An 11,798-nucleotide genomic window follows, 5' to 3' on the forward strand; every position below is an offset into this window, starting at 1 on the left:
CCCGCCGCCAGGTAGTGAAGATCCGGTCGCGCTCAGCGGTCCGTACCGGGCCGTTCGCCACGCCGGTCACCCCCCTGCTCCGGCGGACCGTCCGGCAGGTTCATCTGCCGGCGGAACTGGGAGATGATCGTCGTCAGGCTGTCCTGTACTTCCGGGGGCAGCCCGACCGAGCGCAGGGCGATGGCGCGCACCCGCTGGTCCCGCATGGCGGCGAGGAACCGGACCTCCTCCTCCACCCGCGCGGCCTGCGGCTGGGACAGGTCGCCCAGCAGGTACCCGACCGGGACGGCGAAGAACTTCGCCAGTGCGCGCAGGATCTCCGGACTCGGGTTCGTCCGGCGCCCGTTGCGCAGCATGGACAGGTACTGCTCGGTGACCTTCACCCCGCCGTACTCCGCGGCCCCGCGGCTGATCTCCTCGGCCACATGGGCGTTGGTGTACGGGGCGCCGGGCGGATGCATGTGCGCGAAAAGGTGGTTGAGCCGTTCCGCGAGCACGCTGCCCTCCCCGTTGGGCCGGCCGTCGCCCCCCACTGCCATTCCCCCGTTCGTCGAGCCGGCCCCAACGAGCAGTTAAGGCCGTTTGGAGCCGCGTCCCCATCCTGTCACGCCGGGAACGCGCCGCACCAGTCCACATACGGACAGTGAGGAACCCCGAACTTAACCGGTGGTTGAGTGACCATGCAACAACAATGCGTTGACCTGGCGCTTCGAAGGGGCGGCACGGCACGGAACGGCGCGGGGGGGGCGGACACACGAAGAAGGCCGTGTCGGTCATGTCCGACACGGCCTACGACTCGCGTTCACGAGTCGGGACGACAGGATTTGAACCTGCGACCCCTTGACCCCCAGTCAAGTGCGCTACCAAGCTGCGCCACGTCCCGTTCGCCCGATGCTCCGGGGGCGTCCCCGGGCGGTTCGTGCACCGAAACGATACCCCATGTCAGAGGGTGCGGGACGCCATTTCCCGGCGGGTTCGTACGGGCGCCCCGGGGCCGGCCGCGGGTTCCGGGAGGTGCGGCCGCCCGGCAGGGGTCCCGCCCCGGGGGCCGGTGGGTCAGAGGTGTCCGTCCAGCCAGGCCAGCAGGTCCGCCCGCACCTCGGCGCGGTTGGTCTCGTTGAGGATCTCGTGCCGGGCGCCCGGATAGGCGCGCCAGGTCAGGTCCCGGGTGCCGAGGTAGCGGAAGTCCTCCAGGAGCGCGTGGACCAGGGTCATCCGCTGGTGGCACGGGTCCTGGTCGCCGACCGCGACGTGCACCGGCAGGCCGCGCGGGATGCGGGCGAGCTGCGCCGGGTCGTTGACCTTGCGCAGGGCGCGCACCCAGTCCAGGGCCAGGCCGGCGCAGAACGGGAAGCCGCAGTCCTCGTCGGCGGCGTAGCGGTCGACCTCCGCGGCGTCGCGGGAGAGCCATTCGCAGCCGGTGCGGTGGGGGAAGGCGTCGTTGAAGGAGGCGAAGGTCCGCGGGAGGAAGGGGGAGGGGTGGGCCCGGCCGTGGGCGGCGATCTCCGCCTCCAGGGCGGCCGTCGCGCCCTCGATGTCCAGGCCGGGCAGGGTGCGGAAGGTGCCGGTGAGGATCAGCCCGGCGAGGTCGGCGCCGTATTCCTGGGCGTAGTCGCGGGCCAGTACGGAGCCCATGCTGTGGCCCATGAGGACGCGGGGCCGGCCCGGGTGGGCGGCGGCGGTGCGGTCGCCGACGGCCTTGAGGTCGGCGACGACGGCGCGCCAGGCGTCCGGGCCGGTGACGCCGCGGCCGCCGGTGGAGGGGGCGGTCGCGCCGTGGCCGCGGTGGTCGGAGGCGACGACGGCGTAGCCGTGGCGGGTCAGGAAGCGGGCGAAGCGGTCGTAGCGGCGGGCGTGTTCGGCGGCGCCGTGGGCGATCTGCACCAGGGCGCGGGGCGTACCGGTCTCCGGCAGCCAGGTGTACACGGCGATCCGGGCGCCGTCGGGGGCCTCGTGGACGTCCTGCTGCATGGTGCCTCCTGGGGTGGCGTGGCGGTCGGGCCCACTCTGGCGTGGCGGGCGGCCGCCGGCCACGGGGCGCGCGTGGCGGAGATGGCCCGCCGGGCACGAGGCGTGACACCATCGATCGGTTCTGTGCCGGCACTGTGCCGCAACCCCCTTGCGCAGGAGGATCGTTGGACACCGCAGACCGCCCCGGAAACACCCCGCTCCCCCGCTCGCCGCTCACCCGCCGCAGATTCCTCCAGGGCACCGCGTCGGCCGCCGCCGCGGCCGGACTCGCCCAGATCGCCGTCCCCGCGGCCGCCGCCGGGGCCGCCGCGCCCTCCGGCGGGACGGCCGCCGCGCTGTCGTTCACCGCCGCCACCAACGGCGCGGCCACCCTCGCCCCGTCCGGTGACCGGATCGTCGCCGAGGTCCAGAACGTCCTGTGGTCGCTGCCCCGGGCCGGCGGCGAGGCCCGGGCGCTGACCCCGCCGGACCTGGAGCCCACCCGTCCGGTCTTCGCGCCCGACGGCCGCCGGCTGGCGGTCTGCGCGTACCGGGGCGGCACCTTCCACCTGTGGACGCTGCGCCCGGACGGTACGGGGCTGACGCAGCTGACCGACGGGCCGTGGGACGACCGGGCCCCGGCCTGGTCGCCCGACGGGACCCGGATCGCGTTCGCCTCGGAGCGCGGCGGCGACCCGGTGGCCGGCAGCCCGTACCGGATATGGGTCCTGGAGGTGGCGTCGGGGCGGCTGACCCGGGTGACCGGGCTGCCGGACCAGGACGGGCCCCACCAGGGCGGCGCCTGGGAGGACTTCGACCCCTGCTGGTCGCCGGACGGCACCCGGATCGTCTTCGTCCGCGGCCGGCTGGACGGCACCGCGCTGGTCTCCCGGACGGTGGCGTCGGTGCCCGCCGACGGGCGCGGCGCGGTGCGCACCGAGCACACCGAGACGGCCGCGGCCCAGGTGATGGTGCCCGCGCTGTCCCCCGCCGGCCGGCTCGCGTACCTGCGGACCACCGACCATCCGGACCCGGCCTGCACGCTCGTGGTGGACGGGGCGGCGGTGGCGGTGGACGGCGACGTCGAGCCGGTGCCGCCGCGCTGGGTGTCGCGGGAGGAGCTGCTGCTGACGGTCGGCGGGCAGTTCCGCATCGTCCGGCCGGAGGCGCCGCGGGAGGCCGAGACCGTGCCGTTCGCCGCGCGGCTGCCGCTGGACCGGCCGCGGTACCGCGTCAAGGACTACGGCTTCGAGCGGACGGCGGCCGGGCCGGTCCGCGGCATCCACCTGCCGGCGCTCTCCCCCGACGGCCGCCGGGTCGCGTTCGCCGCGCTCAACTCCCTGTGGGTCGCGCCGGTGTCGGGCGGGGGCGCGCCGCGCCGGATCACCGCGGCCGCCGCCACCCGCTACGTCCTCGCGCCGAGCTGGTCGCGGGACGGCCGGGCGCTGGTGTACGCGGACGACCGGGACGGGTTGTTCGCGGTGCGCCGCCACGCGCTGGACTCGGGGGCGGAGACGGTGCTGGCGTCCGGCGGGCGGGTGCAGCCGGCGCTGTCCCCGGACGGCGGGCGGCTGGCCGCGCTGGACATGGCGGGCAACCTCGTCGTGCGGAGCCTGGAGGACGGGGCGGAGCAGGTGCTGGCGGCGCCGATGGGCGCGGGCGGGCTGCCGGGGCGCCCGAGCTGGTCGCCGGACGGGAGGTGGCTCGCGCTGTGCGACCGCAACCGCCTCAACCGCCGCTTCCGGGAGGGCTACAACGTCATCCGGATCGTCGACGCGGCCACCGGCCGGGACCGCCTGCACCAGGTCGCCCCGCACGTCTCGATCGCCGACCGCTACGACTCCGGGCCGGTGTGGTCGCCGGACGGGAAGTGGCTGGCGGTGATCGCCGAGTCGGCGCTGTGGGTGCTGCCGGTGCGGCCGGACGGGACGCCCGACGGCGCGCCGCGGCAGTTGACCGACGAGGCGGCGGACCACCCGTCGTGGTCCGGGGACTCCGGGACGCTGCTGTACCTCTCGGCCGGGAAGCTGCGGCTGGTCCCGGTGGCCGGCGGGCCGGCCCGGACGGTGCCGGTGGCGCTGGAGCGCCGGCCGGCCCGGGCCCGGGACACCGTCGTGCACGCCGGGCGCTTCTGGGACGGCACCGGCGAGACGGTCCGGGAGGACGTCGACGTGGTGGTGCGGGACGGGCGGATCACGGCGGTGGAGCCGCACCGCGCGTCCCGGGCGGGCACCGCGCGCCGGGTGGACGCCGTGGAGCGGACGGTCCTGCCGGGCCTGTGGGACGCGCACACCCACCCCTGGCAGACCACCTACGGCGGCCGGCAGACCGCGCTCCAGCTGGCGTACGGCATCACCACCACGGTGTCCTGCGGCGGCTTCTCGTACGAGCAGGCGCGGCTGCGGGAGGCGCTGGCCGCCGGGGTGCTGGCCGGGCCGCGGCTGCTGACCTGCGGTGAACTGCTGGACGGCGGCCGGGTGGCGTACAGCATGGGGCGGGCGCACCGGACCCGGGAGGGGCTGCGGCGGTCGCTGGCCCGGGGCGCGGCGCTGGACTGGGACTTCGTCAAGACCTATGTGCGGGCGCCGGGCTGGGTGATGGCGGAGGCGGCGCGGTTCGCCCACGAGCGGCTCGGGGTGCGGTCCGGGAGCCATCTGCTGACCCCGGGCGTGCAGCTCGGGCAGGACCTGACCACCCACCTCCAGGCCACCCAGCGGCTGGAGTTCGGGCACGCGGTGTCCGCGTCGGGCCACGCCTACCAGGACGTGGTGGAGGTCTACCGGCACGGTGGCGGGTTCCACATGCTGGCCACCCCGTTCTCCGCGTCACCGCTGCTGGGCGCGGACCCGGCGCTGGCCGAGGACGCCCGGGTGACCCGGCTGATGCCGCCGTGGGACACCGCGCTCGTCCGGGAGACCGCCGGGCACCGGCCGACGCCCGCGGAACTGTCCGCCATCGCCACCGAGGTGGGCGTCTACCGCCGGATCCTGGACGGGGGCGGGCTGGTGGCGCTGGGCACCGACCAGCCGCTGGTGGCGGTGGGGCTGTCGCTCCACCTGGCGCTGCGGGCGCTGCACCTGGGCGGGCTGAGCGTGGCACAGGCGCTGCGCACGGCGACGGTGCTGCCGGCCCGGGTGTTCGGCGCGGACCGCGACCTCGGGACGCTGGAGGTGGGCAAGCTCGCCGACATGACGCTGGTGGACGGGGACCCGTTCCGCGACATCGGGGCGCTGGTGCGGACACCGGCGGTGCTCAAGGGCGGCCGGCTGTACGAGCAGCGGGCGCTGGTGGAATCGTTCCCCGCGCCGGGCGGTCCGGCGGTCCGGTCGGCGGCGGCCGGGACGGACTGGCTGGAGGTGGGGCGGCAGCAGCGCCGGGAGTCGTGCTGCGACACCGGGCACTGAGGGCCGGGGAGGCGCGGGGTGGCGCGGCCCGGGGGACGCCCGGACCGCGCCGTTCCGCGGCTGCCACCAGGGGGGTCGCGCGCGGTATGCGCGCGCTCCCGCTGCGGTGGTGAATGCGCCCGGTCGACGTTTCGGGCGATCCGCAGCTGGTATGCCAACGGGTATTGCACGCGGTACGTGACAGATCACGTACCGGTGGGACCACGGCGGCGCCGCCCGTGCCGCCCCGCGGGGAACGCGGCCGGCACGCGCGGAAGTGCGCGGAGGAGGGCTCGTCTTGCATCGCTACTTCACCGACCAGCGGCACGAGATACTCCGGCGCCGGGTACGGGACTTCGCCGAGCGCGAGGTACGGCCCCGGATCGCCGGGATGGAGGCGAGCCGCACGGTCTGCCCCGACCTGTCGCGGCTGATCGCCCGGCAGGGGTGGATCGGGGCGACGGTGGACCGGGCGTACGGCGGGATGGGCGCCGGGCACGTCGCGAAGACCATCGTCATCGAGGAGCTGTCGCGGGTGAGTGCCGCGATGGGCGCCATGGTGCAGGCGTCCCAGCTGGGCGTGGCCAAGATCGTGCACTTCGGCAGCGAGGAGCAGAAGAAGACCTGGCTGCCGGCGATCGCGTCCGGCGACTGCCTGCCGACCATCGCGGTCACCGAACCGCAGTCCGGCGGCCATGTGCTGGGCATGGCCTCCACCGCCGTCCGCGACGGCGCCGACTACGTCCTCAACGGTCGCAAGATCTACGTCGGCAACAGCCACATCGGTGATCTGCACGGGGTGGTGGTGCGCACCGGCGAGGGCTCGCGGGGCCTGTCGGCGTTCCTGGTGGAGACCGGTACGCCGGGCTTCCGGGTCGGGCCGCAGCGCCCGGCGATGGGGCTGCACGGCTTCGGCTTCGGCGAGCTGTTCTTCGACGACTGCCGGATCCCGGCGGCCAGTCTGCTGGGCCGGGAGGGCGACGGGCTGGCGGTGGCGTACTCCTCCAGCGTGCTGTACGGCCGGCCGAATCTGACCGCGGTCTCGCTGGGCATCCACCAGGCGGTGCTGGACGAGACCACGGCGTTCTGTGCCGAGCGGCACCGCTACGGCGAACCGCTCGCCGCGCTCCCCACCATCAAGCTGAAGCTGGGCCGGATCCAGTCCCGGCTGCTGCTGGCCCGGCTGTCCGCGTACCACGCGGTGCACCTGCTGGACGAGGGGCAGCCGTGCGACGCGGAGTTGATGAACGCCAAGCTGGTGAACGTGGAGTCGGCGCTGGAGTCGGCGCGCGACGCGATGGATATCCACGCCGCGTGCGGGCTGTTCACCGACCGGCCGGTGGAACGCTTCCTGCGCGACGCGCACCATGTCTTCGCGCCGGCCGGCACCTCCGACGTCCAGCTGCTGCGGCTGGGTGAACTGGCGCTGGGGCAGGGCAAGGGCGACTGGTCGGGCCGGCTGGCGGAGGTGCTGCGGCCGGCCCCGGCGGACCGGGCGGCCGGGGACGGCTTCCCGGGCGGACAGGCGGCGCTGGCCAGGGCCCGGTGAGCGGCGGGGCGGCGGCAGCGGTCAGGAGGCCCCGGCCTCCCGCTGCCGCCGCTCCATCTGGTGGATCTGCTCGACGAGTTCGGCGGCGAACGCCTTGATGGTGTGCAGCCCCTCGCGCCCCCAGGGGCGGGGTTCGCGGTCCACGACGCAGACGGTGCCCAGGGTGGTGCCGGTGCGGTCGATCAGCGGCGCGCCGAGGTAGGTGCGGATGCCGAGTTCGTCGACGACGGGGTTGCCGGCGAAGCGGGGGTAGTCGCAGACGTCCTCCAGGACCAGTGCCTTGCGGCGGACCACGACGTAGGGGCAGTAGCCGTGGTCGCGGGCCATGAACCGCTCGGGGCGGCCGCTGGGCGGCGCGGGGCCCAGTTCGACGGCGGTGTCCAGGTCGGGGGCGTAGAGGCCGGCGAAGTACTGCTCGCGCTCGTCGACGAAGTTGACCATGGCGTAGGGCGTGTTGGTCGTCCGGGCGAGCTTGCGGGCGAAGGTGTCGAAGGCGGGCAGCGGGTTCTTGCCGATGCCCAGTTCCCGCAGCCGGGCGACCCGGGCCGGCGCCTCGTGGTCCTCGGGCGTGATCACCAGGCGGCGGGTCAGGTCCTCGTCCAGATAAGGGAGTTGGGAGGAGGGGTGGCGCCAGGACGGGAGGCGGGAGGGGAACGGGAAGCGGGCGGAGGGGACGTTCACGGCAGCTCCGGGGTGGCGGTGAGGGCGGGGACGGGGGTGAGGAGGTGCTCCACGAGGGAGGCCAGGACGCGGGTGCCGGACGCGCACCGACGGGCGTCGCAGCGCAGCACCGGGATCCCGGGGGCGAGGTCGAGGGCGGCCCGGACCTCCTCGGGCGCGTAGCGGTGGCCGCCGTCGAACTCGTTGACGGCGACGACGAACCGGACGCCGCGCCCCTCGAAGAAGTCGACGGCGGCGAAGGACCGGTCCAGCCGCCGGGTGTCGGCGAGCACCACCGCGCCCAGCGCCCCGTGGGACAGCTCGTCCCACAGGAACCAGAAGCGGTGCTGGCCGGGCGTCCCGAAGAGGTAGAGGACGTGCTCCGGGCCGAGCGTGATCCGGCCGAAGTCCATGGCGACGGTGGTGGTCGCCTTGTCGGCGAGGCCGGACAGGTCGTCGGTGCCGGCGCTGAGCTGGGTGATCAGCTCCTCGGTGCTGAGCGGTTCGATCTCGCTCACCACCCCGACGAAGGTGGTCTTGCCGGCCCCGAATCCGCCCGCGACCAGGATCTTCAGCGCGGTGGGGAAGGGCTCGGACGCGGCGTCCGTCCGGAGCCGGGGGTCACAGTCGTTGACGAAGTCCATGCAGCACCGCCTCCAGCAGGTCGCGGTCGGTACGGGGGGCGGGCCCGGCCGCGACGGCCGCGGGGGCCCGCGCGGTGAGGGCCCCGCAGGCGACGAGATCGGCGAGGAGCACCTTGGTGACCGCGGCGGGCAGCCGGGTGTGCGCGGCGACCTCGGCGACCGGGACGGGCCCGTCGCACAGGCCCAGCACCCGGTCGTAGTCGGGGCCCTGGAGCCCGGCGGGCCGCCGGCCGGTGGCCCGCACCAGGGTCATCAGGTCGAAGTGCGCCGTGGGGCGGGTACGGCCCTTGCTGACGGTGTACGGGCGGACCAGGTGGCCCGCCCCGTCGTCGATCCACGGTGCGTCCGGGCCGGACCGCCGCTGGCGGCGGGGCAGGAGCACGGTCAACGGTCACCCGCCGGGGCCGGTCGGCGCGGGGGCGTCGAGAGGTACGGGCGGACGCTCTTGACCAGCATCCCCATCTCGTAGCCGAGGACGCCGGCGTCGGCCTCGCGGCCGGCCAGGACGGCCAGACAGGCGCCCGATCCGGCGGCGGCGACGAAGAGGAAGGTCTCCTCCATCTCGACCACGACCTGGAGGATGTCGCTGCCCTCCCCGAAGCGCGAACCGGCGCTGCGGGCGAGGGAATACAGGCCGGAGGAGAGCGCCGCCATGTGGTCGGCGACATCGGGTTCGAAGCCGTGGAACGCCTTGACCAGGCCGTCGGCGGACAGCAGGACGGCGCTGCGGGTGTGCGGGACCCGCTGGACGAGTCCGGTCAGCAGCCAGGAGAGGTCGGTGTGCTGATCGCCGCGGAACTCCGGGTGCGTCTGCGCACGCACGTCACTCACCATGATCGGGGTCGTCTCCTCGGGGGCGGGCCATCGGGGCGTCGTGGTCAGGGGCAAGGAGCGGTCCGGGGTCTCCGGGCCCGCCGGCTTCGCCGTCCTGGCCCGGGGTGGTGGCAGGACCGGGGGCGGGGTGGCCGGCCGCGGTGAGGCCGGCCGCGTAGCTGGGGTCGCCGCGGCTGAATCCGCGCTGGTAGGCGGCCATCAGATGGGGGTCGTGCAGCCGCTCGGGGCCGCTGCGGCGGAGCTGCGGCGGCGGCCCGTCCCGCAACTGCGGCGCGATGTGCGCCTGCTTGATACGCCGCGGCAACCGGGGCCGGGGCCCCTCCTGGAACGGCAACGGCGCCGGCGGCAGCAACACGGGGCCCGGGTCGGGGGCCGGGCCCGGGTCCGGGTCCTGGGAGGTGTCGTGGCCCGGCGGGCAGGGGGCGCGGGTGCCGGCCCGGGACGGGTCGTCGTACCGGACACCGGCGGGGCGGGCGGTTGCCGGGGCGGGGCCTGCGGGGCGGTAGTGGGAAGGGTCGTCCGCATCGGGCCGGTGGTCGGCGGGGCGGGGCTCCAGGGGCCGGTGGCCGGAAGGGGCGGGCTCGCCGGGCCGGTAGCCGGTGGTGCGGGCGATTGCCGGGCCGGGGCCTGCCGGACGGTAGTCGGAAGGGGCGAACGGATCGGTCCCGCGGTCGGCGGGGCGGGGCTCCAGGGACCGGTGGTCGGCGGGGTGGTGGCCGCCGGGGCGCGGGCCGTCGGGCGTCGCGGCGGTGTGCTGCGGGGAGGTGGCGGCGGCCTCGACGGCGGCGGCCGTGGCCCCGGCCGGGGTGCGGACGATCCGGCGGCGGCCCGGCAGCGCGCCGGGAGCGGCGGGGAGCGCGCCCGGACCGGCGGGGAGCGCGCGGACGGGGGCCAGGGCGCGGGCCCCGGGGGCTCCGGCGGCGGCCGGGGCCCGGCGGCCCGTAGCGTCGTCGAACCGGTCACCGTGCGCCCGGTCGCTCCGTACCGGCGCCGGGACGTCCTCGTCCTCCATCCCGTCCGGGAACTCCTCCCGGGTCTCGGCGGAGTTGGCGCCCAGCAGCTCCGGCGGCACGATCAGCACGGCCTGGACTCCCCCGTAGATGCTCCCCTGGAGCCGGACCACGATGCCGTGCCGCTGGGCCAGCGAGGAGACCACGTAGAGGCCGATCCGGCCGTCGTCGAGGAGTTCGGTGAGGTCGATGTGCTCGGGGTCGGCGAGCAGGCGGTTCATCTGCTCCTGCTCCTCGGCCGACATGCCCAGGCCGCGGTCCTCGACCTCGACGGCGAGCCCGGCGGTGACATGCCGCGCCCGCACGGTGACCGGCGTCCCCGGGTCGGAGAACTCGGTGGCGTTCTCGACGAGTTCGGCGAGCAGGTGGACCACGTCGGCGACGGCGTGACCGCGCAGGGTGCCCTCGAAGGGCGAGACCAGCTTGATCCGGGTGTACTGCTCGACCTCGGCCGTGGAGGAGCGCACCACCTCGGTCATGGTGATCGGGCGGGTCCACTGGCGGCGGGTGATGGCGCCGCCGAGGACGGCGAGGTTCTCGGCGTGCCGGCGGATCCGGGTGGCCAGGTGGTCGATGACGAACAGGCCCTTGAGCAGGTCGGGGTCCTCGACCTGGTACTCCAGCTCGTCCAGGGTCAGGATCTGCCGGTGGACGAGGGACTGGAGGCGCCGGGCGAGGTTGACGAAGACCTCCAGCTTCTGCTGGTCGCCGGTGGCGTCGCTGCGGACGATGCCGACCGCCTCGATGAGGGCGGCCTCGGCGGCCCGCCCGGCGGCGGCCACGTCGTGGGCGAGCAGGCCGAACGGGTCGCCGCCGGGCTCCGGAAGCGGCTCGTGGTCCTCGCGGGGCCGCAGCCATGCGTCGTCGCGGACGCGGTCGAGGAGGTCGGCGATGTCGTTCCGGGCGCGGGCGCACACCAGGCGCAGCCGGGCGCAGCGGTTCGCCAGGGCGCGCGCCTCGGCGTTCCCGGCGAGGCCGGCGAACAGCACGATGCCGCAGACCACGACGAGGCCGCCGGCCAGCACCGTCCACTCGCGGCCGGTGAGCCGGGCGCCGCCGCTGTGGACGGTGAAGGCGGCGGCGCCGGTGCAGACGACGGCGGTCAGCAGGGCGGGGACGGCGGCCAGCCGGACCAGGCGGGACCGTATGGCGGCGTCGGCGCCCGGCTCCGGGAACGCGGCCCGGCCGTGCCGTCCCCCGTGGGACCTGGGAGCCTCCTGGGACGTCTCGGTCCTCGGCGGGGTAGCGGTAGGCATCGGCGCCCTCCGGATCGGCCGTTGGCGGTTCGCGGAGCACGCACGCTAGTTGTTGCGGAGGCGCCGTTCGGACTCCCTCCGCCTTTCGCCACCCCGCGCTACCTCCTTGAGTAGACACCCCCCGCACACAGATCCGAATAGATCCGAACTGTCGTGTGCAGCAGCCGAGTTGCTCTCACATCCCCCCTCCCGGGCAGTGCCCTACGCCACGCCCTACGCCTCACACGCCCCGGGGGCCTTCCCTCACCTCGCTTCGCCTTCCCTCACCTCGCGCCGCCGGTCCGGCCGGAGGCGGGTGGCCGGTCGTCGGACCCCCGCCGCCGGACGCCGGTCGCCGGCAGGCCGGGAGGACGCGGTGGCTCTCCGCCGCCTGCGCTCCCCCTCCCCCGCGGCTCGGACCTCCCGCCCGTCGCCAGGGCCAAGGGCCAACTGACGTGCCCCGACCCCGGGTTCCCCGATCCGGTCTCGGCTCGACCTCGGTCCGGTCACTGCCCGGCCGCCGGTTGCGCCGC

General features: G+C 75.6%; 9 protein-coding genes and 1 tRNA gene. 2 read left to right on the plus strand and 8 right to left on the minus strand.

The features are described 5' to 3' along the window. Nucleotides 1-32: 32 nt before the first annotated feature. The 3 genes from MUU72_RS06190 to MUU72_RS06200 form a co-directional block, all read right to left on the minus strand. Nucleotides 33-539 carry a helix-turn-helix domain-containing protein gene (locus MUU72_RS06190; protein ID WP_248012104.1) on the minus strand — a complete coding sequence of 169 codons (507 nt, stop codon included), beginning with the start codon at nucleotides 537-539 and terminating at the stop codon, nucleotides 33-35. A gap of 270 nt (nucleotides 540-809) precedes the next feature. Beyond that, nucleotides 810-883, minus strand: a tRNA-Pro gene (locus MUU72_RS06195). Nucleotides 884-1,056: 173 nt separating this feature from the next. Then, on the minus strand, nucleotides 1,057-1,971 hold the full coding sequence (locus MUU72_RS06200; protein ID WP_248012105.1) for an alpha/beta fold hydrolase: 915 nt from the start codon (nucleotides 1,969-1,971) through the stop codon (nucleotides 1,057-1,059). Nucleotides 1,972-2,135: 164 nt separating this feature from the next. On the opposite strand from MUU72_RS06200, the gene MUU72_RS06205 reads away from it, so the two are divergent. Next, nucleotides 2,136-5,354, plus strand: coding sequence for an amidohydrolase family protein (locus MUU72_RS06205; RefSeq protein WP_248012106.1), 3,219 nt, complete (start codon nucleotides 2,136-2,138; stop codon nucleotides 5,352-5,354). 277 nt (nucleotides 5,355-5,631) lie between these two features. Further along, nucleotides 5,632-6,882 carry an acyl-CoA dehydrogenase family protein gene (locus MUU72_RS06210; protein ID WP_248012107.1) on the plus strand — a complete coding sequence of 417 codons (1,251 nt, stop codon included), beginning with the start codon at nucleotides 5,632-5,634 and terminating at the stop codon, nucleotides 6,880-6,882. A gap of 21 nt (nucleotides 6,883-6,903) precedes the next feature. On the opposite strand, the gene MUU72_RS06215 is transcribed toward MUU72_RS06210, so the two are convergent. The 5 genes from MUU72_RS06215 to MUU72_RS35220 all read right to left on the minus strand — a co-directional run bounded on the left by MUU72_RS06215 (nucleotide 6,904) and on the right by MUU72_RS35220 (nucleotide 11,286). Beyond that, entirely contained in the window at nucleotides 6,904-7,485 is a 582-nt protein-coding gene (locus MUU72_RS06215) for a GAF domain-containing protein (protein ID WP_282503749.1), read from the minus strand. Nucleotides 7,486-7,559: 74 nt separating this feature from the next. Beyond that, complete coding sequence (locus tag MUU72_RS06220) at nucleotides 7,560-8,186, minus strand: GTP-binding protein (RefSeq protein ID WP_248012109.1); 627 nt, start codon at nucleotides 8,184-8,186, stop codon at nucleotides 7,560-7,562. Continuing rightward, nucleotides 8,164-8,574: a DUF742 domain-containing protein gene (locus MUU72_RS06225; protein WP_248012110.1), complete on the minus strand. Its 411-nt coding sequence runs from the start codon at nucleotides 8,572-8,574 to the stop codon at nucleotides 8,164-8,166. Before MUU72_RS06225 ends, MUU72_RS06220 begins: the two co-directional genes overlap by 23 nt. Next, the gene (locus MUU72_RS06230; RefSeq protein ID WP_248012111.1) at nucleotides 8,571-9,020 is read right to left on the minus strand and encodes a roadblock/LC7 domain-containing protein; all 450 of its coding nucleotides are present in this window, start codon (nucleotides 9,018-9,020) and stop codon (nucleotides 8,571-8,573) included. Before MUU72_RS06230 ends, MUU72_RS06225 begins: the two co-directional genes overlap by 4 nt. Then, nucleotides 9,010-11,286 carry a sensor histidine kinase gene (locus tag MUU72_RS35220; RefSeq protein ID WP_282503736.1) on the minus strand — a complete coding sequence of 759 codons (2,277 nt, stop codon included), beginning with the start codon at nucleotides 11,284-11,286 and terminating at the stop codon, nucleotides 9,010-9,012. The genes MUU72_RS06230 and MUU72_RS35220 overlap by 11 nt, the downstream gene beginning before the upstream one ends. Nucleotides 11,287-11,798: the final 512 nt, after the last annotated feature.

This window comes from Streptomyces rhizoryzae (genome assembly GCF_023155275.1).
GTDB classification, from domain to species: domain Bacteria; phylum Actinomycetota; class Actinomycetes; order Streptomycetales; family Streptomycetaceae; genus Streptomyces; species Streptomyces rhizoryzae.